Raw genomic sequence first — 24,402 nt, 5'->3', positions numbered from 1 at the left:
CGCCGGCGTTTGAGGCGCGGGGCCCGGGGCGGAGCCCCGATCTTTCAGCCCCGCCGGCGTTTGAGGCGCGGGGTCCGGGGCGGAGCCCCGGCAGCCGGCCCGGCCTCGGCCTCGGCCAGCAGCACGGTGAGCCCCGCCTCACCCTCCTGCTCCCGCCAGAAGTCCACGGCCTCCTCCAGCACGTCCACGAAGGTCTCCCACTCCGCAGGCCGCGCGTCGGCGTACCCGCGCCACGACGTCACCGCCACCAGCCGCCCCGCGGCACCCGGCAGCCACGACAGGTCCCGCATCGCGTCCGCCAACGCGTCCCAGTTCCCGCCGACCCACTCCGGCAGCCGCAAGGCGACCCCGCACCGCCGCATCAGCTCCGCCTTGCCCCGTACGCCGTCCAGGTCCAGCCGTACGGTCGTCCAGCCGGCGGCATCGGCCGCCGCGAGCGCGGGGGCGAGCGGCTGCGGGTCCAGGCTCATCGGAGAACCGCCTTGAAGGTGTCGTAGTGGTCGTCCGTGTAGAAGAACTCCCCACCCTCACCCGTCACGATCCGCCGGGCCCCGCGGTCCCGCTCCCCGGGCGTCCGCACCGTGAACTCGTGGTAGTAGCCGCGCTTCTGCTTGGGCAGGACCTTCTCGAAGTTCCCGAAGACGGTGCCGTCCTGCCGGTACGGATACGGCCCGCCCTTGTCGATGAGCGCGAGCACGTCCCGGGCCTGCTGCGGCAGCGCGTCGGCCCGTACGGCGGCCATCCCCTTCGCCCACGCCGGAGCGGTACTACTGCCGGGACTGGCCCCGCGCGCACTGGCACTGGCGCTGGCGGCGGCGGGCGCGGGCTGCTGCCCGCCACAGCCCACCGCGCCGACCAGCGCGGCACAGAGGAACACGGCCCCCAGCAAACGCAGCAACGATCGGGGCACGTTCCGAAAGATCATGCACCGATCGTGCCAAATATCCGATTCGCTCGCGAATCGCCCGGTGGCCTCAGAGTGCGGCCATCTTGGTGTAGGGACTCAGGATGCGCTTCTGGACCGAACCGAAGTCGACGAGAACGGCGATCCCCTCCTCGATTCCGACGACACGGCCGAGGCCGTGCTCATCGTGAGTGACCCGGTCGCCGACGTTGAACTGCCGGATGGGCTGTTCCACGGGGGCCTTGAACGGGCTGGACGGCAAATGGCGGCGAGGTACTGCTGACTTTGTCATTGGAACCAGTATGCGCCCAGCGGGCCGCCGCGCGGTCCGCCGTTCGGATCTCAATTCCGGCACCATCCGCACCAGCGGCCGCGATGGAGCGCCGATCCGCCGCTACAGGTCGTCGGGATCGGCCCGCTCCAGCGCGGGCCGCAGTCCCGGGGCCGACTCGGTCAGCAGGTAGTCGGCGACCGCCGTGTCCGTGACCAGGCTGGTCACCAGCCCGGACCGGAGCACCGCCCCGATCGCGGAGGCCTTGCGCAGCCCGCCCGCGATCGCCACGACCTCCGGGATCCGCCGCAGCCGGTCCGCCTCGACGGTGATGCACCGCTCGCCGAGGTCACGGCCGACCCGCCGGCCCTCGGAGTCGAACAGGTGGGCGGACATCTCGGCCGCGACGCCGAGCGAGGCGTAGTGGGCCCGCTCCTCGTCCGTCAGCATGTCGTGGACGGTGGAGATGCCCGTCTCCCACGACCCGATGGAGACGGCCGCGACCGTCACCTTGTCGAAGTACTCGAAGGCGCGCGCGATCCCGGTCTGGTTGCGCAGCGCGGCCGCGGTGGCCGGGTCGGGCAGCAGCATCGGCGCGTAGATCGGGTGCGCGTCGCCGCCCGAGACCTGGGCGGCCCTGCGCACGGCCTCGACCGAACCGCGCTCGGCGGTCCCCGCGTCGTACACACCGGTCAGCTGGACCACGGTGCACTGCGGCAGCCGGTGCAGGGACGCGGCCATGTGAATGGTCGACCGTCCCCACGCCAGGCCCAGTACGTCGCCCTCGTTGACCAGTTCGCCCAGCAGATCGGCGGCGACCGCGCCCAGGTTCTCCGGGTCGGGCGCGTCCTCGGTGGCGTCGGCGGGCGACTCCACCACGACGGCGTGCCGGAGCCCGTACCGGGCCCTGAGCGCGTCCGAACGCTCCGCGTCGAGTTCGGCCGGTACCCGGATCTCGATCCGTACGAGGTCCCGCTCCAGCGCGGTCTCCAGGACGCGGGCCACCTTGAAGCGGCTCACGCCGAACTCCTCGGCGATCTGGATCTTGGATTTGCCCTCGAGGTAGAAACGGCGCGCCATGGCCGCCGCCTGCACCAGCTCCGCGGGTCCCATCCGCAGGGCTGACCGTCCCGCCGACATTGCAGACACCGCGTTCTCCTCACTGCTGTTCACACTCTCGTGTTCACACTCTCGACTCGCCGTTCATCCTGTCAGATCCGACGGCCGTTGATCAGCCTGGACAGCTCCCGTTCACCGAGCTGTTCATCAACCCTTGGCTCAGTGGTCGCAAGCCCACGGCGCCGCGGCGATCGCCGCACCCGCCTGCTCACGCAGCGTGCGCACGGCGGCGGCCGGATCGACCGCTCCGTAGACCGCGCTGCCCGCCACGAACACGTCGGCGCCGGCCTCGGCACAGCGCTCGATGGTCGAGGCCGAGACCCCGCCGTCGACCTGCAGCCACAGCTCCAGGCCGTGCTTGGAGATCAGCTCCCGGGTCCGGCGGATCTTGGGGAGCATGATGTCGAGAAAGGGCTGGCCACCGAAGCCGGGCTCGACCGTCATGATCAGCAGCATGTCGAGCTCGGGGAGGATGTCCTCGTACTGTTCGATGGGCGTCGCGGGCTTGAGCGCCATCGACGCCCGCGCCCCCTTGGCCCGGATCTCCCGCGCGAGGCGCACGGGCGCCGCCGCGGCCTCGGCGTGGAAGGTGACCGAACCCGCACCGGCCTCCACGTACTGCGGGGCCCAGCGGTCGGGGTTCTCGATCATCAGGTGGAGGTCCAGCGGGATGTCCGTGGCCCGGCTCAGGGACTCCACGATGGGCATGCCGAGGGTGAGGTTCGGGACGAAATGGTTGTCCATGACGTCCACATGCAGCCAGTCGGCCCCCTCGACGGCCCTCGCCTCCTCGGCGAGTCGGGCGAAGTCGGCGGACAGGATGCTGGGATAAATCTGCGCGGCCATGCCCCAAGCCTGCCATGCCTGCGGCCGGTTCCGGCCACGACCCCGCAAGTCGGAACGACCGTAGCGACGCTTAACCGATCACCGAGAACACTTCACAGACCCTTAAAGAGCCGACGGGATCGGAAGCCGGGTCCCGTCGGCTGTCATGCGGGTGTCGTGACCGCGACGCGCACCGCCCCGGTGGCCGAGGCCGCGGACCTGCGCGACCCGCGGCCTTGGGGCCCGGCGCTACGCCGTGCGCCTCAGCAGGGCCAGGTACATCGCGTCCGTTCCGTGCAGGTGGGGCCACAGCTGGACGTCCGGGCCGTCGCCCAGCCCCGGTACGCCCGACATGAACGGCCTCGCGTCGATCAGCTCCGCGGACACCGGCGAGGCGCCCGCGCCGCGCCCCTTCAGGACGTCGTCCACGACGACCCGGGTCTCGGCCAGGTGCGGCGAGCACGTCGCGTAGCCCACGACGCCGCCCACCCGCACGGCCGACAGCGCTTCGCGCAGCAGTCCGCGCTGGAGCGGTGCGAAGCCCTCCAGGTCCTGCGGGCGGCGGCGCCAGCGGGCCTCCGGGCGGCGGCGGAGCGCACCCAGGCCGGTGCAGGGGACGTCCATCAGGACGCGGTCGAAGGAGCCCGGCCGCCACGGCGGCCGGGTGCCGTCCGCCGCGATGACCTGGTAGGGGCCCGGGTTGCCCGCGAGGGCGCGCTCCACGAGCCGCGCCCGGTGGGGCTGCTTCTCCGAGGCGAGCAGGAAGGCGCCGCGCTGCGCGGCGAGCGCGGCGAGCAGCGCCGCCTTGCCGCCGGGGCCCGCGCAGCCGTCGAGCCAGCGCTCGTCGCTGCCTTCGACGGGCACGGCCGCCAGGGCCATCGCCACCAGCTGACTGCCCTCGTCCTGCACGCCGGCACGGCCCTCGCGCACCGCCTCCAGCGCGCCGGGCTCGCCGCCCTCGGCCATCCGGACGGCGTACGGCGACCAGCGCCCGGGCAGCGCCGAGTCCTCGCCGACCGCGTCCAGCAGTTCCTGCGGGGTGGACCGGCCGGGACGGGCGACCAGGGTCACCTCGGGCCGCTCGTTGTCGGCCTCCAGCAGGTCCTCGATGCCGGCGCGGCCGCCGCCCAGCGCGTCCCACAGGGCGCTGACGATCCAGCGGGGGTGCGAGTGGTACACCGCGAGGTGTTCCTCGGCGTCGTCCTCGTACGGCGGTGCGACCCGCTCCAGCCAGCCGTCGAGGTCGTGTGCGGCGATCTTCCGCAGCACGGCGTTCACGAACTTGGCGCGCCCGTCCCCGAGGACCACGCGGGCCAGCTCGACGCTGGCGGAGACCGCCGCGTGCGTGGGGATCCGGGTGCCGAGCAGCTGGTGCGCGCCGAGCGAGAGCACGTCGAGCACCGGCGGGTCCACTTCGCGCAGCGGCCTGTCGATGCACGCCTTGATGACGGCGTCGTAGGTGCCCTGCCGGCGCAGCGTCCCGTAGACCAGCTCGGTGGCCAGTGCCGCATCGCGCGCCTGGAAGCTCTCGTCCTGGCGGGCCTTCTTCAGCAGCGGCGGCAGGACGAGGTTCGCGTAGGCGTCGCGCTCGTCCACCGCCCGCAGCACCTCGAAGGCCAGCATCCGGACGGGGTCCTTCTGGGGCCGCCGGTACGGCTTGGCCTGCCGCTGGCCTGCGGGGTTGCGACGGGGACGGGGCTGTTCGCTCACGTGAAAGGTGCTCCGGGTTTACGAGGTGCTGCGGTCATGAGGTGCTGCGGTCATGAGGTGCTGCGGTCATGAGGTGCTGCGGTCATGAGGTGCGAGGGCGGCGGGCGCCGCCCCGGCAGGGGCGGCGGTCCGTACGGTGCGGGGTCCGGCGCCGCCGCGGACGGTGCGGCCGGATCGGGCTCGGCTGGATTCAGCCTACGTCGGCCCCGCCGAGCCGCTCGCCGGGCGCGATCCGCACCCCGCGGGCCCAGTCGGCGGCGCGCATGGGCTTCTTGCCCTGGGGCTGCACCCACAGGAGCTCCACGGCGTGCGAGCCGGTGCCCACGTGGACGTTGTTCTTGGCCGGGGCCAGCTCGCCGGGCGCCAGGTCGGTGCGGTCGGCCACCAGGCCCAGCGAGATCAGCTTGAGCCGCTCCCCGCGGAAGACGGTCCAGGCGCCCGGGGCCGGCGTGCAGCCGCGCACCACGCGGTCGGCGCGCATCGCGGGGGCCGTCCAGTCGATCCGGGCGTCCTCCACGGTGATCTTGGGCGCGAGGGAGAGTCCGTCGTGGGGCTGCGCGACGGCGCGCAGGGTGCCGTCCTCGATGCCGTCCATGGTGGCGGCCAGCAGTCCGGAGCCGGCGAAGGCGAGCCGGGTGAGCAGGTCGCCGCTGGTGTCGGTCGGGCGGATCTCCTCGGTGAGGATGCCGTAGACCGGGCCGGAGTCGAGGCCCTCCTCGATGAGGAAGGTGGACGCGCCGGTGACCTGGTCGCCCGCCATGATCGAGTGCTGGACGGGTGCGGCGCCGCGCCAGGCGGGCAGCAGCGAGAAGTGCAGGTTGACCCATCCGTGCTTGGGGATGTCGAGGGCGCTCTTGGGGAGCAGGGCCCCGTAGGCGACGACCGGGCAGCAGTCCGGGGCGATCTCCCGCAGCCGGGCCTGGAAGTCGGGGTCGCGCGGCCGGACGGGCTTGAGGACCTCGATGCCGGCCTCCTCGGCGCGCTCGGCGACCGGGCTGGCGACGAGCCGCCGGCCGCGGCCGGCCGGTGCGTCGGGCCGGGTGACGACGGCGGCGACCTCGTGCCGCCCGGAGGCGATCAGGGCGTCCAGGGCGGGTACGGCGACCTCGGGGGTGCCTGCGAAGACGAGCTTCACTGGGTCCTACCTCGCTATCTCGGCTGTCAGCAGCACACCAGTCTATGGGGCGGGCGCCCGGGGGCCGCCCGAAGGTCGCCAGACCCCGGTCCGCCCGGCGCGCACCATGACTCACCTGCGCCGTCGAGGGGGCGTACGCACACACGCGCGCCTCTCGCATATGCCGACACGCCCCCACAGCGTGACCTGGGCGACGGGTGGCGCGTTGGTCAAGAGAGATTGACCAAAACGGGCCGCGTGTGAACGGTGTCTGCGGCCCGATCCGCCCTTCAGCACCGGTTCGAGAGGCTTCTTCATGGCCGACCACGCCACCCACGACGCCCAAGCCCGGGCCAGCCTGCACCTCCTGGTACGGGACATCGAGCGGGTTCGCCGGCAGGTGGATGCCCTGCGTACGCTCACCGCCCAGCTCGGCAACGTGTACCGCCCGCGCCGCTCCGGTCCCTCCACGGGCTTCGTCGTCTACGGCCGGGCACCCGCGCCCACCGTCCGCCTCGCGCAGGAGCTGCGGGACAGCGTCGAGACGCTGGTCACGGCCGCCGTGGACTTCGACCGCTCGCTCGGTTTCTCGTGGGACGCGGTCGGTTCGGCGCTCGGCGTCACCAAGCAGGCCGTGCACCGCCGTTACGGCGCCCGGCGGGCGCAGTCCGCCGAGTCCGCGGAGCCGCTCGCCGAGGGCACGACCACCCGGACCCTGGGGCCGCTGCCCACCGTGCCGGCCGCCCGCTCGGTGCCGCCGCAGCCGGTGCGCGAGGAGGCCCAGGCGGCGGCCGGAGGGAGCCCCGGCCGGAGCCTCGGGGAGGCCCCGCGCTCCCCCGCCTTCCCCGGTCCGCGCAACGGCTGACCTCGTGTCCTGCCGCCGGGACGCCGACCCCCGACGGCCGGCCGCCGCCGCTCGCCGCGCCTGAATCCGCCCCCGGCGGGACGACCCACGCGTCTCCCGCCGGGGGCTTCGGCGTGTGCGGCCCGTACGGTCAGCCGATGTCCGGCGGGTCGATCCGGACCCGCACCGCGTCGGCCGCGGCGACGCCCCGTGCCATCCGGGCCGCCTGCGCGGATTTCAGGGCGGCCGCCAGGGCCGCGCCGCTGCCCGGCGGGACCCGCACCAGCGCCCGCTCGCCCGGGGACCGCTCCCCGCGCCGCCCCGGTATCGGGACCGGGCCCAGGATCTCCGCGTCCGGCGGCAGCCCGGCGCCGGCCAGGAAGGCCTCCACCGCCTCGCCCCGCCCGGCCACGGCCGCCATCCGCGAGACCGGCGGGAAGCCGAGCTGGGCCCGCTCCGCGAGCTCCCGTACGGCGTGGCCCACCGGGTCCCACCGGACGAGCGCCTGGACCGGCCGCAGCGTCGGCTCGGCGACCACCACGACCTGCCCGTCGCCCCGGACCAGCGAGGCGGCCGTGATCCACCGCCGCAGCGCGTCCTCGCCGGCCCGCAGGTCGGGCCGGGTCAGCATGGCCCAGCCGTCGAGCAGCAGGGCGGCCGCGTATCCGGCGCCGGCCGCCACCGGCTCGGCGCCCGGCGTGCACACCACCAGCGCCGGCCGGTCCGGCACCTCGTCGAGCACGTGGTCGCGCCCGGAGGTCCGTACGGGCACGGCCGGGAAGGCCCGGCCCAGCTCCTCGGCCGTCCGGCGGGCGCCGACCACCTGGGCGCGCAGCCGGAACGAGCCGCACTCCTCGCAGTGCCAGGACGGCTCGGCGCGCCCGCACCACCCGCACTGCAGGTCCCGCTCGTCGGGGGCCTCCAGGGGGCCCGCGCAGACCGTGCAGCGGGCGGGGGTCCGGCACCGCTCGCACGCGAGCCGCGGGACGTAGCCCCGGCGCGGCACCTGGACGAGCACGGGACCGGTCTTCAGCCCCTCCCGTACGGTCTCCCAGGCCAGGCTCGGCAGTCGTGCGGCGCGGGCCGCCTCGTCGCGGGCGAGCAGTTCGTCGCCCACGGTCCGGATCCGGGGAGCGCAGGCCCGTACCGTCTCGCGGCTCGCGACCAGCGGCCGGGCCCAGCCCGACTCGACCAGCTGGGCGGCCTCCACGGTGCAGCTGGTGCTCCCGGCCAGGAAGGCGCAGCCTTCGCTGACCGCGCGCAGTTCCAGCACCTCCCGGACGTGCGGGAAGGGGGCGTTGTCGTCGCTGTGGCTGGAGTCGCCGTCGTCCCAGACGGCGACCAGTCCGAGGTCCCGTACGGGGGCGAACATCGCCGCCCGGGTCCCGACGACGGCGCGCACCGAGCCCCGGTTGACGGCGAGCCACTGGCGGTAGCGCTTCTCGGGCCCGGACTCGGCGGTCAGCAGCGCGTGCCGTCCCTCGCCGAGCAGGGCGGTCAGGGCCTGGTCGACCCGGGCGGCGGTGCGCCCGTCGGGGACCACGGCGAGGGCGCCGCGCCCGGAGGCGAGGGTGGCGGCCATGGCGCGGGCGAGTTCGTCGGCCCAGCCGGGGCCGGGCAGGGCGGTCCACACGGCGCGCGGGGCGGCGCCGGTGGCCAGGGCTCCCAGGAAGGCGGGTCCGGCGCCGTACCGCTCCCAGCCGCCGGACTCGGGCGCGGCGGGCGGCGGCAGCGGCTCCGGCGAGGGCTTGGCCTCGGCGCGGGCGCTCCGCGCGGGCAGGGCGAGCTGGAGCACGTCGGCGAGGCTGCCGGCGTAGCGGTCGGCGACGGCCCGGGCGAGGGCCAGCATGCCGGGGCTGAGCACCACCTCGGGCGAGACCACGTGGGCGAGGGCGGCGAGGGCTCCGTTGTAGTCGGACTCGGCGCGGCGCTCCACGATGAACCCGTCGATGAGGCCGCCGCCCTCGCGGCGGCCGCCGTGCACCTGGTGGGAGCCGGCGCCGAACCGGACCCGGACGCGGACTCCGGGCTGGGCGGCCTCGGAGAGCTCGGCGGGCACGGCGTAGTCGAAGGTCCGGTCGAGGTGGAGCACGCCCTTGTTCACGAGGACCCGGGCGACGGGCAGTTCCTCGGCCAGGGCGGCCCCCCGCCAGGTGCGCGGCTTCGCCTTGGGCGCCTTGGCCTTCGCCTCGGCGACCATCTCCCGGATCAGTGCGAGCTGCTCCGGCTGGGAATCGTTCGCGCTGCTCACACCAGCATTCTTACCAAACCCCACTGACAGCCACGGCATGCGAACGGCCCCGGACCAGAAGGTCCGGGGCCGTTCGGCCACGAGCGGTTGTGCTTACAGACCGGCGGCCGTGCGCAGCGCGTCGACGCGGTCGGTGCGCTCCCAGGTGAAGTCCGGCAGCTCACGGCCGAAGTGGCCGTAGGCGGCGGTCTGGGCGTAGATCGGGCGCAGCAGGTCCAGGTCGCGGATGATCGCGGCCGGGCGCAGGTCGAAGACCTCGCCGATCGCGTCCTCGATCTTCTGGACCTCGACCTTGGCGGTGCCGAAGGTCTCGACGAAGAGACCCACGGGCTCGGCCTTGCCGATGGCGTACGCGACCTGGACCTCGCAGCGCGAGGCGAGGCCGGCGGCGACCACGTTCTTGGCGACCCAGCGCATGGCGTAGGCGGCGGAGCGGTCGACCTTGGACGGGTCCTTGCCGGAGAAGGCGCCGCCACCGTGGCGGGCCATGCCGCCGTAGGTGTCGATGATGATCTTGCGGCCGGTCAGGCCGGCGTCGCCCATCGGGCCGCCGATCTCGAAACGGCCGGTCGGGTTCACCAGCAGGCGGTAGCCCTCGGTGTCGAGCTTGATGCCGTCCTCGACGAGCTGGGCCAGCACGTGCTCGACGACGAACTCGCGGATGTCCGGTGCGAGCAGCGAGTCCAGGTCGATGTCCGAGGCGTGCTGCGAGGACACGACGACGGTGTCCAGGCGCACGGCCTTGTCACCGTCGTACTCGATGGTGACCTGGGTCTTGCCGTCGGGGCGCAGGTACGGGATGGTCCCGTTCTTGCGGACCTCGGACAGCCGGCGGGAGAGCCGGTGCGCGATGTGGATCGGGAGCGGCATCAGCTCGGGGGTCTCGTCGCAGGCGTAGCCGAACATCAGGCCCTGGTCGCCGGCGCCCTGCTTGTCGAGCTCGTCCTCGTCGCCCTCGACCCGCTTCTCGTAGGCGGTGTCGACGCCCTGCGCGATGTCAGGGGACTGGGCACCGATGGACACCGACACGCCACAGGAGGCGCCGTCGAAGCCCTTCTTCGAGGAGTCGTAGCCGATCTCGAGGATCTTCTCCCGGACGAGCTGCGCGATCGGCGCGTAGGCCTTCGTCGTCACCTCGCCGGCAATGTGCACGAGACCGGTGGTGATGAGGGTCTCCACGGCCACGCGCGAGGTCGGGTCCTCGGAGAGGAGCGCGTCGAGGATCGTGTCGCTGATCTGGTCAGCGATCTTGTCGGGGTGGCCCTCGGTCACGGACTCCGAGGTAAACAGACGACGGGACACAACGCTCCCTGGGGTTGCAGCGGCTGCTGGCTGATCATTTGGCGGAACCACACCGGGGGCTGCGCCCGATCACGTTCCTCATGCAGTTTATCGGTCGCCACCGTTTCCGGGACCACCCGTCTCGCCTTATGGGAGCCGTGTGACCTGCGGCACCTCATTCTGACCCACGGAGGTGACCAGGAGAAGGGCAATCGGCTCAGGCGCGTCGCGGCGTCAGCCGCAGGGACACCTGATCCCAAATGACCTCGGCCAACGCTTCCTTCGGTCCATAGGGCACCTGGATCTCCGAACCCTCAGAGGCCAGGATGACGGCCTCGTTCTCCTCGGAACCGAAGGTGCGGGCTTCGCCGACCTCGTTCACGACGAGAAGATCACATCCCTTGCGGAGGAGCTTGGCCCGGCCGTTGGCGAGGACGTCGTCGGTCTCGGCGGCGAATCCCACCACGACCTGCCCGTCCCGGGCCCGGTCGGCCGAGATCTCCGCGAGGACGTCCGGATTGCGCACGAGGGCGACCGGCGCGGGGTCCTGCCCGTCCTTCTTCTTGATCTTCCCGCCCGCGTACTCGGCGGGCCGGAAGTCGGCCACGGCGGCGGCCATCACCACGACGTCGGCGTCCGCGGCCGCCTTGAGCACGGCCTCCCGCAGCTGTACGGCCGTCCCCACCCGTACGACGTCCGCCCCGGCCGGGTCGGCCAGCGCGGTGTTGGCCGCCACCAGGGTGACGCGGGCCCCGCGGGCGACCGCCGTACGGGCGAGCGCGTAGCCCTGCTTGCCGGAGGAGCGGTTGCCGAGGAAGCGGACCGGGTCCAGCGGTTCCCGCGTGCCGCCCGCGCTGATCACCACGTGCCGCCCCACGAGGTCCGGCTCGTCCACCCCGCGGGCCAGGACCCTGCGGCACACCTCGTAGATCTCCGCCGGGTCGGGCAGCCGCCCCTTGCCGGTGTCCTTGCCCGTGAGCCGGCCGACCGCGGGCTCGATGACGAGGGCGCCGCGCCGGCGCAGCGTGGCCACGTTCTCCTGGGTGGCGGGGTGCTCCCACATCTCGGTGTGCATGGCGGGGGCGAAGACCACCGGACATCGCGCGGTGAGCAGCGTGTTCGTGAGCAGGTCGTCGGCGAGCCCGTGGGCGGCCTTGGCCAGCATGTCGGCGGTGGCCGGGGCGACGACGACGAGGTCGGCGGACTGTCCGATGCGCACGTGCGGCACCTCGTGGACGGACTCCCACACCTCGGTGGAGGCCGGGTTCCCGGACAGGGCGGCCCAGGTCGCCTCGCCGACGAAGTTCAGGGAGGCCGCCGTGGGCACCACCCGCACGTCGTGGCCGGACTCGGTCAGCAGGCGGAGCAGCTCGCACGACTTGTAGGCGGCGATCCCGCCGCTGACCCCCAGCACGACCTTCGGCTTACCCACCACGCACTCCCCTTCGAGCCTTGTCGACGTTCGTCGTCGTTCCCCATGACACACCACAGGCCCGGCAGATGTTCTGCCGGGCCTGTGGTGAAAGGATTTCTCGCGCCTTACTGGGCCGGGGCCTCGATGGCCTCGGAGGTCAGCAGACCCGCGTTGATCTCGCGCAGCGCGATCGAAAGCGGCTTCTCGTGGACGTGGGTGTCCACCAGCGGGCCGACGTACTCCAGCAGGCCCTCACCGAGCTGCGAGTAGTACGCGTTGATCTGACGCGCGCGCTTGGCCGCGTAGATCACGAGGCTGTACTTCGAGTCAGTAGCCTCGAGCAGCTCGTCGATCGGCGGGTTGATGATGCCCTCGGGCGCAGTGATGGAAGAGGACACGCTCTACCTTCCGAAGAATGTGGGAAAGATCGAATCGATCAGGATCCGCTCGATCATGAAAAATCGACCAACGAATCAGACGACTTCCATCAAGGCTAGCAGCTCACGCGCCACGTCCTCGACGGAGGTGTTGACCAGGGTGGTGTCGAACTCCGACTCGGCAGCGAGCTCGATCTTGGCGGAGGCCAGCCGTCGCTCGATCACCTCGGCCGATTCGGTGCCGCGGCCGGTGAGCCGGCGGACCAGTTCGTCCCAGCTCGGCGGGGCCAGGAAGACGAGCTGGGCGTCGGACATGGACTCGCGGACGAGCCGTGCGCCCTGGAGATCGATCTCCAGCAGTACCGGCTCGCCGTTGTCCAGGCGTTCCAGCACCGCGCCGCGCGGTGTGCCGTAGCGGTTGCCCGCGAACTCGGCCCACTCCAGCAGCTCGCCGTTGGCGATCAGCTTGTCGAACTCGTCGTCATTGACGAAGAAGTAGTGGACTCCGTGTCGCTCACCGGGCCGCGGCTTGCGGGTGGTGGCCGACACCGAGAGCCATACCTCGGGGTGAACCTTGCGCATATGCGCGACGACCGTGCTCTTGCCGACCCCGGAGGGGCCGGAGAGCACGGTCAGCCGCGGACGAACCTCTGCTGCCATAGAGCGATTATCCAGGTTCTCGGGACTGCCTGAGAACGCCGGGAGAACTTCAGTCGCCGCCTCAGGCGCCGGTGCTGCCGAACTCGCGCTCCAGAGAGGCGATCTGGTTGGAACCGAGACCTCGGACACGCCGGGACTCGGAGATGCCGAGACGCTCCATGATCTGCTTGGCGCGCACCTTGCCCACGCCAGGCAGCGACTCCAGCAGGGCGGAGACCTTCATCTTGCCGATGACGTCGTTCTCCTGGCCCGTCTTGATCACCTCTTGGAGCGAGGCGCCGGAGTGCTTGAGTCGATTCTTGACCTCGGCCCGCTCCCGGCGAGCCGCGGCGGCCTTTTCGAGCGCGGCTGCGCGCTGTTCAGGGGTAAGGGGCGGAAGAGCCACGCCTACGTCACCTCGGATGTCGAACTGTCGGATACGGACCGGTGGGCAGCCCGAAGGCACCACACCTGGCGAGCTCCCGAACAGCGATCGAAACGCGTTCGCTGCACGTTCACTCTGCTCGGAGACTAGCGGCCAACACCGCTCCAGTCAGCGAGAACGGACGAAAAGTCCTGGTCAGCCTCCACTGAACCGTACATCACGGACAAAATACCTCTGTTTTGTCCGATGAAGAGCGTTCGGGTTTCGCCAAGAAGTGCGAGAGGCCGCGCCGCGAGGGACGCGGGCGGCCTCCACGGGCGGACGATTACGCCGAGACGGCCTCGCCGATCTCGTCGGCGAACCGACGCGCCGAGTCGCGCAGCGCCGTGACGTCCGGGCCGTGCTTCAGGACGCCCCGCGAGACGTTCGGGACGACGTTGCGCACGGCCTTGCCGAACACCGCCGGCAGGTCCGCCGCCGTCGCGCCCTGCGCACCGATGCCGGGGGCCAGCAGCGGCCCGTTGATGTCCAGGTCGAAGGAGGACAGGTCGCCCAGGGTGGCACCGACCACCGCGCCGAAGGACCCCATCGGGGAGGCGTCCGCGTTCTCCGCCGCCAGGTGCGCCAGCATCGTCGCGCCGATGGTCCGGCCGTCCTCCCGGACCGCCCGCTGGACCTCCGCGCCCTCCGGGTTCGAGGTCAGGGCGAGCACGAACAGGCCGGCCCCCGAGGCGCGGGCCAGGTCCACCGCGGGCTTCAGGGAGTTGTAGCCCAGGTACGGGGAGACCGTCAGGGCGTCCGAGAACAGCGGCGAGGCCGGGTCCAGGAAGGCCGAGGCGTACGCGGCCATGGTCGAGCCGATGTCGCCCCGCTTGGCGTCCATCACGACCAGGGTCCCGGCCGCCCGGGCGTCCGCGACGGTCTGCTCCAGGACGGCCACGCCCTTGGAGCCGAACCGCTCGAAGAAGGCCGCCTGCGGCTTGAAGACCGCCACCGACTCCGCGAGCGCCTCCACGACCGTGCGGGAGAACCGCTCCAGGCCCGCGATGTCGTCGGACAGGCCCCACTGGGCCAGCAGCTCGGCGTGCGGGTCGATGCCCACGCACAGCGGGCCGCGGGTGTCCATCGCCTGGCGCAGGCGGGTGCCGAACGGGGTCACAGGGCTCACTTCGCGGCCTTTCGGGTCTCGGCGCCCACCGCTTCGGCGAGCGTCGCGTACGGACTGACGGCCAGGCGCGCGGCCAGGCCCTTGTGGATGGCGCGGGCGTAGCAGGGGCCCTCGTAGATGAAGGCGCTGTAGCCCTGGATCAGCGTGGCCCCGGCCAGGATCCGCTGCCAGGCGTCCTCGGCGTTCTCGATGCCGCCGACCCCGACGAGGACCAGCCGGTCCCCCACGCGGGCGTACAGGCGGCGCAGGACCTCCAGCGAGCGCTCCTTGACCGGGGCGCCTGACAGCCCGCCGGTCTCCTTCACGAGGTCCGGGGAGGACTTCAGGCCCAGCCCCTCGCGCGCGATGGTGGTGTTGGTCGCGATGATGCCGTCCAGGCCGAGCTCCAGCGCCAGGTCGGCGACCGCGTCGACGTCCTCGTCGGCCAGGTCGGGGGCGATCTTGACCAGCAGCGGGACCCGGCGGTCGGTCACGGTGCGGTCCGCGGCCTCCCGTACGGCCGTCAGCAGCGGGCGCAGCGACTCGGTGGCCTGGAGGTTGCGCAGGCCCGGGGTGTTCGGCGAGGAGACGTTCACGACGAGGTAGTCGGCGTGGCGGGCGAGCCGCTCGGTGGAGGCGACGTAGTCCGCCACCGCCTCCTCCTCCGGCACGACCTTCGTCTTGCCGATGTTGACGCCGACGACCGTCCTGAAGACGGGCCGGCGGGCCGCCAGGCGGTCCGCGACGGCCGCGGAGCCCTCGTTGTTGAAGCCCATCCGGTTGATCAGCGCGCGGTCCGGCACGAGGCGGAACAGCCGCTTCTTGGGGTTGCCGGGCTGCGGCTCGGCCGTGACCGTGCCGATCTCGACGTGGTCGAAGCCGAGCATCGACATGCCGTCGATGGCCACGGCGTTCTTGTCGAAGCCGGCCGCGAGCCCGAAGGGGCCGTGCATGCGCAGGCCGAGGGCCTCGGTGCGCAGCTCCTTGTGGCGGGGGGCGAGGTAGGCCGCCACGAAGGTGCGCAGCACGGGGGTGCGGGCGGCGAGGCGGATCCAGCGGAAGGCCGTGTAGTGGGCCTTCTCCGGGTCCATCCGCTTGAAGACCAGGTTGAAGAAGAGTTCGTACATCGTCGAGAGGATCCCTCTGCGCTCATGGAAAGGGGGACACCCGTCGTGAAACCGGTGTCCCCCCTCCCGTTTCCGGGCTGTACGGGCTGCTTAGTCGCGGGCCGCGGTCAGGTGCTCCGCGTGCTCCTGGAGGGAGCGCACGCCCACGTCGCCGCGGTTGAGCGCGTCGATGCCCTGGACGGCCGCGGCGAGTGCCTGGACCGTGGTGAGGCAGGGCACGCTGCGGGCCACGGCCGCCGTGCGGATCTCGTAGCCGTCGAGGCGGCCGCCGGTCCCGTACGGGGTGTTGACGATCAGGTCGACCTGGCCGTCGTGGATCAGCTGGACGATGGTCTTCTCGCCGTTCGGGCCCTCGCCCTCGCTGAGCTTGCGCACGATGGTGGCGTTGATGCCGTTGCGGCGCAGCACCTCGGCGGTGCCGGAGGTGGCCATCAGCTCGAAGCCGTGGGCGACGAGCTCGCGCGCCGGGAAGATCATCGAGCGCTTGTCGCGGTTGGCGACGGAGATGAACGCCCGGCCCTTGGTGGGCAGCGGGCCGTAGGCGCCGGCCTGCGACTTGGCGTAGGCGGTGCCGAAGACGGCGTCGATGCCCATGACCTCGCCGGTGGAGCGCATCTCCGGGCCGAGGACGGTGTCCACGCCGCGGCCGTGGATGTCGCGGAAGCGCGACCACGGCATGACGGCCTCCTTGACGGAGATCGGCGCGTCGATCGGCAGGGTGCCGCCGTCGCCGGTCTTCGGCAGCAGGCCCTCCTCGCGCAGCTCGGCGATGGTGGTGCCGAGCGAGATGCGGGCGGCGGCCTTCGCGAGCGGGACCGCGGTGGCCTTCGAGGTGAAGGGGACGGTCCGGGAGGCGCGCGGGTTGGCCTCCAGGACGTAGAGGATGTCGCCCGCCATCGCGAACTGGATGTTGATCAGGCCGCGGACGCCGACGCCCTTGGCGATGGCCTCGGTGGAGGCGCGCAGGCGCTTGATGTCGTAGCCGCCGAGGGTGATCGGGGGCAGGGCGCAGGCGGAGTCGCCGGAGTGGATGCCGGCTTCCTCGATGTGCTCCATGACGCCGCCGAGGTAGAGCTCGTGGCCGTCGTAGAGGGCGTCGACGTCGATCTCGATCGCGTCGTCGAGGAAGCGGTCGACCAGCACGGGGCGGGTCGGGGAGATCTCGGTGGACTCGGCGATGTACGACTCGAGGCGGGCCTCGTCGTAGACGATCTCCATGCCGCGGCCGCCGAGCACGTAGGACGGGCGGACGAGGACCGGGTAGCCGATCTCGTCGGCGATGGCCTTCGCACCCGTGAAGGTGGTGGCGGTGCCGTGCTTGGGGGCCGGCAGGCCGGCCTCGGCGAGGACCTGGCCGAAGGCGCCGCGGTCCTCGGCGGCGTGGATGGCCTCCGGGGAGGTGCCGACGACGGGCACGCCGTTGTCCTTGAGCGCCTGGGCGAGACCGAGGGGGGTCTGGCCGCCGAGCTGGACGATGACGCCGGCGATGGGGCCCGCCAGCGACTCCGCGTGGACGATCTCCAGCACGTCCTCGAGCGTCAGCGGCTCGAAGTACAGGCGGTCGGAGGTGTCGTAGTCCGTGGAGACGGTCTCCGGGTTGCAGTTGACCATCACGGTCTCGAAGCCGGCGTCGCTGAGCGCGAAGGAGGCGTGGACGCAGGAGTAGTCGAACTCGATGCCCTGGCCGATGCGGTTCGGGCCGGAGCCCAGGATGATCACCGCGGGCTTGGTGCGGGGCGCGACCTCGGACTCCTCGTCGTACGAGGAGTAGAAGTACGGGGTCTTCGCGGCGAACTCGGCGGCGCAGGTGTCGACCGTCTTGTAGACCGGGCGGACGCCGAGGGCGTGCCGGACCTCGCGGACGACGTCCTCGCGCAGGCCGCGGATCTCGGCGATCTGGGCGTCGGAGAAGCCGTGGCGCTTGGCCTCGGCGAGCAGCTCGGGGTAGAGCTTGTCGGCGGCGGTCAGCTCGTCCGCGATCTCCTTGATGAGGAAGAGCTGGTCGACGAACCAGGGGTCGATCTTCGTGAACTCGAAGACCTCCTCCTGGGTGGCGCCGGCGCGGATGGCCTGCATGACGGTGTTGATGCGGCCGTCGGTCGGGCGGACCGCGGTGCGCAGCAGCTCGTCCTTGTCGCCCGGGTCGCCGACGAAGGTGAACTGCGAGCCCTTCTTCTCCAGGGAGCGCAGGGCCTTCTGCAGCGCCTCGGTGAAGTTGCGGCCGATGGCCATGGCCTCGCCGACCGACTTCATGGTGGTGGTGAGGGTGGCGTCGGCGAGCGGGAACTTCTCGAAGGCGAAGCGCGGGGCCTTGACGACGACGTAGTCGAGGGACGGCTCGAAGGAGGCCGGGGTCTTCTCGGTGATGTCGTTGGGGACCTCGTCGAGCGTGTAGCCGATGGCCAGCTTGGCGGCGATCTTGGCGATCGGGAAGCCGGTGGCCTTCGACGCGAGCGCCGAGGAGCGCGAGACGCGCGGGTTCATCTCGATGACGATGACGCGGCCGTCGGTCGGGTCGATCGCGAACTGGATGTTGCAGCCGCCGGTGTCGACGCCGACCTCGCGGATGATCGCGATGCCGATGTCGCGCAGCCGCTGGTACTCGCGGTCGGTCAGCGTCATCGCGGGGGCGACGGTGATCGAGTCGCCGGTGTGGACGCCCATCGGGTCGAAGTTCTCGATGGAGCAGACGACGACCACGTTGTCCTTGGTGTCGCGCATCAGCTCCAGCTCGTACTCCTTCCAGCCGAGGATGGACTCCTCCAGGAGCACCTCGGTGGTCGGGGAGAGCGTGAGGCCCTGGCCGGCGATGCGGCGCAGCTCGTCCTCGTCGTGGGCGAAGCCGGAGCCGGCGCCGCCCATGGTGAAGGAGGGGCGCACGACGACGGGGTAGCCGCCGAGGGTGTCGACGCCCTTGATGACGTCGTCCATCGAGTGGCAGATGACCGAGCGGGCGGACTCGCCGTAACCGATCTTGGCCTTGACGGCCTCGACGACGCCCTTGAAGAGGTCGCGGTCCTCGCCCTTGTTGATGGCCTCGACGTTGGCGCCGATGAGCTCGACGCCGTACTTCTCCAGCACACCCTGCTCGTGCATGGAGATCGCGGTGTTGAGCGCGGTCTGGCCGCCGAGGGTGGGGAGCAGCGCGTCGGGGCGCTCCTTCGCGATGATCTTCTCGACGAACTCGGGGGTGATCGGCTCGACGTACGTGGCGTCGGCGATCTCCGGGTCGGTCATGATCGTCGCGGGGTTGGAGTTGACGAGGATGACCCGCAGGCCCTCGGCCTTGAGGATGCGGCAGGCCTGGGTACCGGAGTAGTCGAACTCGGCGGCCTGTCCGATGACGATCGGGCCGGAGCCGATGACCAGGACGGACTGGATATCGGTGCGCTTAGGCACGCTCGGCCTCCATCAGGGTTACGAAGCGGTCGAAGAGGTACGCGGCGTCGTGCGGGCCGGCGGCTGCTTCGGGGTGGTACTGGACGGAGAAGGCCGGCTGGTCGAGCAGCTGGAGGCCTTCGACGACCTGGTCGTTCAGGCAGACGTGGGAGACCTCGGCGCGGCCGTAGGCGGTCTCCGAGACCTTGTCGAGGGGCGCGTCGACGGCGAAGCCGTGGTTGTGCGCGGTGACCTCGACCTTGCCGGTGGTGCGGTCCTGCACCGGCTGGTTGATGCCGCGGTGGCCGTACTTCAGCTTGTAGGTGCCGAAGCCGAGCGCACGGCCCAGGATCTGGTTGCCGAAGCAGATGCCGAAGAGCGGGGTCTTGCGCTCCAGGACGCCCTGCATGACGGCGACGGGGCCGTCGGCGGTGGCCGGGTCGCCCGGGCCGTTGGAGAAGAACACGCCGTCCGGGTTGACCGCGTACACGTCCTCGACGGTGGCGGTGGCGGGCAGCACGTGCACCTCGATGCCGCGCTCGGCCATCCGGTGCGGGGTCATGCCCTTGATGCCGAGGTCGACGGCGGCGACGGTGAAGCGCTTCTCGCCGATCGCGGGGACGACGTACGTCTCCTTGGTGGCGACCTCGGCGGAGAGGTTCGCGCCCTTCATCTGCGGCTGGGACTGGACCTTGGCCAGCAGGGCCTCGTCGCGGATGCCCGTCCAGGCGTCGCCGGAGAAGATGCCGACGCGCATGGCGCCGCGCTCGCGCAGGTGGCGGGTCAGGGCGCGGGTGTCGATGCCGGAGATCCCGACGACGCCCTGCTTGACGAGCTCCTCGTCCAGCGAGCGCTGCGAGCGCCAGTTCGAGGGGACGCGGGCGGGGTCGCGGACGACGTATCCGGCCACCCAGATGCGGGAGGACTCGGGGTCCTCGTCGTTGACGCCGGTGTTGCCCACGTGCGGGGCGGTCATCACGACGACCTGCCGGTGGTACGACGGGTCGGTGAGGGTCTCCTGGTATCCGGTCATGCCGGTGGAGAACACGGCCTCGCCGAAGGTCTCCCCCACAGCGCCGTAGGCACGGCCGCGGAAGATCCGGCCGTCCTCCAGGACGAGTACGGCGGGAGCTTTGGCTGCTCCCCTGGTGGAGGTCGTCATCGTTCGGCGCCTTCCGTCGTGATGGATTGGTTCATGAGGTTGATGGCTTCGACCCAGGCGGCGTGTTCGGCCGCGCGGTCGGAGCGGAATCCGGAGTCGATCAGCTTGTCGCCGTGCGCCCAGGTGACGACGAGCAGACCGCCCTCGGTGAGTACCTTGCCCGCGATTCCCTTGTCGAGGCGGGCGCCGCGCAGCTGCGCGGCCGGTACGAAGAAGTCGTTGGCCCCCGGTCGGACCACGTCGAGGCCCGCGTCGGTGAGCGTGAGCTCGACCCGGCTGCGCAGGCCCAGACCGTGGGCGACGATCCGGTCGAGCCACTGCCCGGCGGTGGTGGACCCGTGGTACCGGCCGGTCAGGGCCAGCCGGTGCGCGGGAAGACCGTCGGGGGCGGCGGGCAGCTCCGGCAGATCGTTCTGCAGAGCGCCGCGCCATTTCCAGCCCTGCCGCATCAGCCAGTACACGAACGCGACGAACACGGCCAGACCGATCACCCACGCGATGCGGGCGCCGAAGCTGGTCACCTCCGCCGACTGTCGTTCGGCGGCCTCGGCGGCCAGTTGGATTACTGCAGGTGTCACGCCAGTTTCCCGTCCACGACCGTTGCCCGGCCCCGCAGGAAGGTGTGAGTGACGCGCCCCGGCAGCTCACGGCCCTCGTAAGGCGTGTTGCGGCTGCGGGAGGCGAAATGTGCGGGGTCCACGACACCACGGTACGAGGTATCGACCAAGGTCAGGTTCGCGGGTTCACCTGCCGAGACGGGACGGCCGTGGTTCTCCAGGCTGCCGATGCGCGCCGGGGCGAAGGACATCCGCTCGGCGACGCCCGCCCAGTCGAGCAGTCCGGTCTCCACCATCGTCTGCTGGACCACGGAGAGCGCGGTCTCCAGGCCGACCATGCCCATGGCGGCGGCGGCCCACTCGCAGTCCTTGTCCTCGTGCGGGTGCGGGGCGTGGTCGGTGGCGACGATGTCGATCGTGCCGTCGGCGAGCGCCTCGCGCAGGGCCAGCACGTCGCGCTCGGTGCGCAGCGGCGGATTGACCTTGTAGACCGCGTTGTACGAGCGCACGAGCTCCTCGGTGAGGAGGAGGTGGTGCGGGGTGACCTCGGCGGTGACGTCGATGCCGCGGGACTTGGCCCAGCGGACGATCTCGACGGAGCCGGCGGTGGAGAGGTGGCAGATGTGGACGCGCGAGCCGACGTGCTCGGCGAGGAGGACGTCGCGGGCGATGATCGACTCCTCGGCGACGGCCGGCCAGCCACCCAGACCGAGCTCGGCGGAGACGATGCCCTCGTTCATCTGGGCGCCCTCGGTGAGGCGGGGCTCCTGGGCGTGCTGGGCGACGACGCCGCCGAAGGCCTTCACGTACTCCAGGGCGCGGCGCATGATCACGGCGTCGTCCACGCACTTGCCGTCGTCGGAGAAGACGGTGACGCGGGCGGCGGAGTCGTGCATGGCGCCCAGCTCGGAGAGCTGCTTGCCCTCCAGGCCGACGGTGACGGCGCCGATGGGCTGCACGTCGCAGTAGCCGGACTCCTTGCCCAGGCGCCAGACCTGCTCGACGACGCCGGCGGTGTCGGCGACCGGGAAGGTGTTCGCCATGGCGAACACGGCGGTGTAGCCGCCGGAGGCGGCGGCGCGGGTGCCGGTGAGGACGGTCTCGGAGTCCTCGCGGCCGGGCTCGCGCAGGTGGGTGTGCAGGTCGACGAGGCCGGGGAGGAGGACCTGGCCCTCGGCCTCGATGACCTGGGCGCCCTCGGCGGACAGGTTCTGACCGACCTCGGCGATGGTCTCGCCGTCGATCAGGACGTCCTGCGCCTCGCCGCCGAGTACCTTCGCGCCACGGATAAGGATCTTGCTCATGGTTACTTGCTCTCCTCGGTGCGCGCGGCGGGGGTGGTGGTGACGGCGGGCTCGGAGCCTCCGAGCAGCAGGTACAGGACGGCCATCCGGGTGGAGACGCCGTTGGCGACCTGCTCGACGGCCGTGCAGCGGTCGGAGTCGGCGACCTGGGCGGTGATCTCCATGCCGCGGTTCATCGGGCCGGGGTGCATCACGATGGCGTGCTGGGGCATCTTCGCCATGCGGTCGCCGTCGAGCCCGTACCGGCGGGAGTACTCGCGCTCGGTCGGGAAGAAGGCGGCGTTCATGCGTTCGCGCTGCACACGCAGCATCATGACCGCGTCGGACTTCGGCAGCACGTCGTCGAGGCTGTACGAGACCTCGCACGGCCAGGTCTCGACGCCGATCGGGACGAGCGTGGGCGGGGCCACCAGGGTGACCTCGGCGCCGAGGGTGTGCAGCAGGTGGACGTTGGAGCGGGCCACTCGGCTGTGCAGGACGTCGCCGACGATGGTGATCCGGCGGCCGTTGAGGTCCTTGCCGAGGCCGGCGTCGCGGCCGACCAGGCGGCGGCGCATGGTGAAGGCGTCCAGCAGGGCCTGGGTGGGGTGCTCGTGGGTGCCGTCGCCGGCGTTGACCACGGCGGAGTCGATCCAGCCGGAGGTCGCGAGCCGGTAGGGCGCGCCGGAGGCGTGGTGGCGGATGACGACCGCGTCGGCGCCCATGGCCTCCAGGGTCAGCGCGGTGTCCTTCAGGGATTCGCCCTTGGAAACGGAGGAACCCTTGGCGGAGAAGTTGATGACGTCGGCGGAGAGCCGCTTGGCGGCCGCCTCGAAGGAGATGCGGGTGCGGGTCGAGTCCTCGAAGAAGAGGTTGACGACCGTGAGGCCGCGCAGGGTGGGCAGCTTCTTGATCGGCCGGTCCGCGACGCGGGCCATCTCCTCGGCGGTGTCGAGGATCAGGACGGCGTCGTCGCGCGTGAGATCGGCGGCCGAGATGAGGTGGCGCTTCATCTGGATGGCTCCGTAGGTCGGGAGGGCAGGCAGGCGGACTGACGGGCAGTGGTGCGGGCGGGCAGGGCAGGCTTCGGCGCGGACCCCCCGCGGGGGCCCGTCACTCGGTAAGGGCTACAGCCCTGCTGCCTGGGCGGTCCGCTGGCCGAGCAGTACGGCGTCACGGCCGTCCTCCTCCTCGAGCTGGACCTTGACGGTCTCCCGCAGCGACGTGGGGAGGTTCTTGCCGACGTAGTCGGCGCGGATCGGCAGTTCGCGGTGGCCCCGGTCGACGAGGACGGCGAGCTGCACGGCGCGCGGGCGGCCGAGGTCGCCGAGGGCGTCGAGCGCGGCACGGATCGTGCGGCCGGAGAAGAGCACGTCGTCGACGAGGACGACGAGGCGGCCGTCGAGGTCGTCGCCGGGGATCTCGGTGCGGCCGATCGCGCGGGCGGGCTTCATCCGCAGGTCGTCGCGGTACATGGTGATGTCGAGGGAGCCGACCGGGATCTTCGTGCCGGTGATCTCTTCGAGCTTGGCGGCCAGCCGGCGGGCGAGGTACACACCGCGGGTGGGAATGCCGAGGAGCACCACGTCGTCGGCGCCCTTGGCGCGTTCGACGATCTCGTGGGCGATGCGGGTCAGGACCCGCGCGATGTCCTGCGCTTCGAGTACCGGGCGCATGGAATCGGGCTGCTGCTGGGTGTCCATGAAAAGGACCTCCTTCTCCGCCTCACGGGACGGACCTTAAAGGACGTCTGATGTACGTGTCCCACGGTACCAGGGTGCGGCCGGTCGTCGGGCACCGGCCTGGGACGGAGGGGCTCCCACGGGGCTGCTGGGGCCCCTCGTGAGGGGGCGACGAAGACCATTCGGCTTGACGCATCCAAGTAACGCTGCGTAACCTCACAGTGAGTTACCAGCCGCGCGGCGGAGCCGCACGTGGTCAATGTCGTCACAGCGTCCATGTCGTCACAGCGTCACAGCGTCCGGGAGCGTTATGTCCAGCGAATACGCCAAACAGCTCGGGGCCAAGCTCCGCGCCATCCGCACCCAGCAGGGCCTTTCCCTCCACGGTGTCGAGGAGAAGTCCCAGGGCCGGTGGAAGGCCGTGGTGGTCGGGTCCTACGAGCGCGGGGACCGCGCCGTGACCGTCCAGCGTCTTGCCGAGCTGGCCGACTTCTACGGGGTTCCGGTGCAGGAACTGCTGCCGGGCACGACCCCCGGCGGAGCGGCCGAGCCGCCGCCGAAGCTGCGCCTCGACCTGGAGCGCCTCGCGGGCGTTCCCGCCGAGAAGGCCGGCCCGCTGCAGCGTTACGCGGCGACGATCCAGAGCCAGCGCGGCGACTACAACGGCAAGGTGCTGTCGATCCGCCAGGACGACCTGCGCACCCTGGCCGTCATCTACGACCAGTCCCCCTCGGTCCTGACCGAACAGCTGATCAGCTGGGGCGTGCTGGACGCGGACGCGCGGCGCGCGGTGGCGCACGAGGACATCTAGTCCTCGGTTCCAGGACCAGCAGAAACGTTACCGGTGGGCCGCTGCGTCAGGCCCGGCACGACATCGTGGAAGGGCTGCCGCCGGGCAGGCTGCGGGACGACGTCACCCTCCTGTTGGCCCG

At 71.7% G+C, this 24,402-nt stretch carries 23 protein-coding genes; 2 read left to right on the top strand and 21 right to left on the bottom strand.

Annotation, left to right across the window (positions count from 1 at the left end; translation table 11 throughout):
- Positions 1–44 precede the first annotated feature (44 nt).
- From AB0D29_RS37290 to fmt, 7 genes are all read right to left on the bottom strand, one after another.
- Positions 45–470, bottom strand: coding sequence for a barstar family protein (locus tag AB0D29_RS37290; protein ID WP_362860290.1), 426 nt, complete (start codon positions 468–470; stop codon positions 45–47).
- Positions 467–925 (bottom strand): ribonuclease domain-containing protein, encoded by a 459-nt coding sequence (locus tag AB0D29_RS37285; RefSeq protein ID WP_351592268.1) that lies wholly within the window; start codon positions 923–925, stop codon positions 467–469. The genes AB0D29_RS37290 and AB0D29_RS37285 overlap by 4 nt, the downstream gene beginning before the upstream one ends.
- 49 nt (positions 926–974) lie before the next feature.
- A complete protein-coding gene (locus tag AB0D29_RS37280; protein WP_030012151.1) occupies positions 975–1,196 on the bottom strand; it encodes a CarD family transcriptional regulator in 222 nt (73 codons plus the stop codon).
- A 102-nt stretch (positions 1,197–1,298) separates the two neighbouring features.
- On the bottom strand, positions 1,299–2,348 hold the full coding sequence (locus tag AB0D29_RS37275; protein WP_319721175.1) for a sugar-binding domain-containing protein: 1,050 nt from the start codon (positions 2,346–2,348) through the stop codon (positions 1,299–1,301).
- 105 nt (positions 2,349–2,453) lie between these two features.
- The gene (gene rpe / locus AB0D29_RS37270) at positions 2,454–3,140 is read right to left on the bottom strand and encodes a ribulose-phosphate 3-epimerase (protein WP_362810488.1); all 687 of its coding nucleotides are present in this window, start codon (positions 3,138–3,140) and stop codon (positions 2,454–2,456) included.
- Positions 3,141–3,368: 228 nt separating this feature from the next.
- The gene (locus tag AB0D29_RS37265) at positions 3,369–4,829 is read right to left on the bottom strand and encodes a transcription antitermination factor NusB (RefSeq protein WP_362860289.1); all 1,461 of its coding nucleotides are present in this window, start codon (positions 4,827–4,829) and stop codon (positions 3,369–3,371) included.
- A 190-nt stretch (positions 4,830–5,019) separates the two neighbouring features.
- The gene (gene fmt / locus AB0D29_RS37260) at positions 5,020–5,964 is read right to left on the bottom strand and encodes a methionyl-tRNA formyltransferase (protein WP_362860288.1); all 945 of its coding nucleotides are present in this window, start codon (positions 5,962–5,964) and stop codon (positions 5,020–5,022) included.
- Between the two features lie 295 nt (positions 5,965–6,259).
- Here fmt and AB0D29_RS37255 point away from each other — a divergent pair, with 295 nt between their 5' ends.
- Entirely contained in the window at positions 6,260–6,808 is a 549-nt protein-coding gene (locus AB0D29_RS37255; RefSeq protein ID WP_351304736.1) for a hypothetical protein, read from the top strand.
- A 130-nt stretch (positions 6,809–6,938) separates the two neighbouring features.
- Here the strand turns inward: AB0D29_RS37255 and AB0D29_RS37250 are convergent, their stop codons facing one another.
- The 14 genes from AB0D29_RS37250 to pyrR all read right to left on the bottom strand — a co-directional run bounded on the left by AB0D29_RS37250 (position 6,939) and on the right by pyrR (position 23,491).
- Entirely contained in the window at positions 6,939–9,077 is a 2,139-nt protein-coding gene (locus AB0D29_RS37250; RefSeq protein ID WP_362860287.1) for a primosomal protein N', read from the bottom strand.
- 54 nt (positions 9,078–9,131) lie between these two features.
- Entirely contained in the window at positions 9,132–10,340 is a 1,209-nt protein-coding gene (gene metK / locus AB0D29_RS37245) for a methionine adenosyltransferase (RefSeq protein WP_319721164.1), read from the bottom strand.
- 196 nt (positions 10,341–10,536) lie between these two features.
- Positions 10,537–11,751, bottom strand: coding sequence for a bifunctional phosphopantothenoylcysteine decarboxylase/phosphopantothenate--cysteine ligase CoaBC (gene coaBC / locus AB0D29_RS37240; RefSeq protein ID WP_362860286.1), 1,215 nt, complete (start codon positions 11,749–11,751; stop codon positions 10,537–10,539).
- Between the two features lie 107 nt (positions 11,752–11,858).
- On the bottom strand, positions 11,859–12,131 hold the full coding sequence (rpoZ, locus tag AB0D29_RS37235; RefSeq protein ID WP_004948662.1) for a DNA-directed RNA polymerase subunit omega: 273 nt from the start codon (positions 12,129–12,131) through the stop codon (positions 11,859–11,861).
- A 75-nt stretch (positions 12,132–12,206) separates the two neighbouring features.
- Positions 12,207–12,770, bottom strand: a complete 564-nt coding sequence (gene gmk / locus AB0D29_RS37230) for a guanylate kinase (RefSeq protein WP_030706348.1) — start codon at positions 12,768–12,770, stop codon at positions 12,207–12,209.
- Between the two features lie 61 nt (positions 12,771–12,831).
- Positions 12,832–13,155 carry an integration host factor gene (locus AB0D29_RS37225; protein ID WP_030008746.1) on the bottom strand — a complete coding sequence of 108 codons (324 nt, stop codon included), beginning with the start codon at positions 13,153–13,155 and terminating at the stop codon, positions 12,832–12,834.
- Between the two features lie 304 nt (positions 13,156–13,459).
- Positions 13,460–14,302 carry an orotidine-5'-phosphate decarboxylase gene (gene pyrF / locus AB0D29_RS37220; RefSeq protein WP_362860285.1) on the bottom strand — a complete coding sequence of 281 codons (843 nt, stop codon included), beginning with the start codon at positions 14,300–14,302 and terminating at the stop codon, positions 13,460–13,462.
- Positions 14,299–15,408: a quinone-dependent dihydroorotate dehydrogenase gene (locus AB0D29_RS37215; protein WP_362860284.1), complete on the bottom strand. Its 1,110-nt coding sequence runs from the start codon at positions 15,406–15,408 to the stop codon at positions 14,299–14,301. The genes pyrF and AB0D29_RS37215 overlap by 4 nt, the downstream gene beginning before the upstream one ends.
- A 90-nt stretch (positions 15,409–15,498) precedes the next feature.
- The gene (gene carB / locus AB0D29_RS37210) at positions 15,499–18,807 is read right to left on the bottom strand and encodes a carbamoyl-phosphate synthase large subunit (protein WP_362860283.1); all 3,309 of its coding nucleotides are present in this window, start codon (positions 18,805–18,807) and stop codon (positions 15,499–15,501) included.
- Positions 18,800–19,948, bottom strand: a complete 1,149-nt coding sequence (carA, locus tag AB0D29_RS37205) for a glutamine-hydrolyzing carbamoyl-phosphate synthase small subunit (protein ID WP_362860282.1) — start codon at positions 19,946–19,948, stop codon at positions 18,800–18,802. Before carA ends, carB begins: the two co-directional genes overlap by 8 nt.
- Positions 19,945–20,526, bottom strand: a complete 582-nt coding sequence (locus AB0D29_RS37200) for a hypothetical protein (RefSeq protein ID WP_362860281.1) — start codon at positions 20,524–20,526, stop codon at positions 19,945–19,947. The genes carA and AB0D29_RS37200 overlap by 4 nt, the downstream gene beginning before the upstream one ends.
- Complete coding sequence (locus AB0D29_RS37195) at positions 20,523–21,809, bottom strand: dihydroorotase (protein WP_362860280.1); 1,287 nt, start codon at positions 21,807–21,809, stop codon at positions 20,523–20,525. Before AB0D29_RS37195 ends, AB0D29_RS37200 begins: the two co-directional genes overlap by 4 nt.
- A gap of 2 nt (positions 21,810–21,811) precedes the next feature.
- Entirely contained in the window at positions 21,812–22,801 is a 990-nt protein-coding gene (locus AB0D29_RS37190) for an aspartate carbamoyltransferase catalytic subunit (protein WP_362860279.1), read from the bottom strand.
- Positions 22,802–22,915: 114 nt separating this feature from the next.
- Positions 22,916–23,491: a bifunctional pyr operon transcriptional regulator/uracil phosphoribosyltransferase PyrR gene (pyrR, locus tag AB0D29_RS37185; protein WP_362860278.1), complete on the bottom strand. Its 576-nt coding sequence runs from the start codon at positions 23,489–23,491 to the stop codon at positions 22,916–22,918.
- A 289-nt stretch (positions 23,492–23,780) separates the two neighbouring features.
- On the opposite strand from pyrR, the gene bldD reads away from it, so the two are divergent.
- Positions 23,781–24,281 (top strand): transcriptional regulator BldD, encoded by a 501-nt coding sequence (gene bldD / locus AB0D29_RS37180; RefSeq protein ID WP_007263032.1) that lies wholly within the window; start codon positions 23,781–23,783, stop codon positions 24,279–24,281.
- Positions 24,282–24,402 lie beyond the last annotated feature (121 nt).

Source organism: Streptomyces sp. NPDC048424, assembly GCF_040651555.1.
GTDB lineage: Bacteria > Actinomycetota > Actinomycetes > Streptomycetales > Streptomycetaceae > Streptomyces.
Note: the sequence above shows the minus strand (reverse complement) of the source record. Positions and strands in the feature narration are given on the sequence as shown.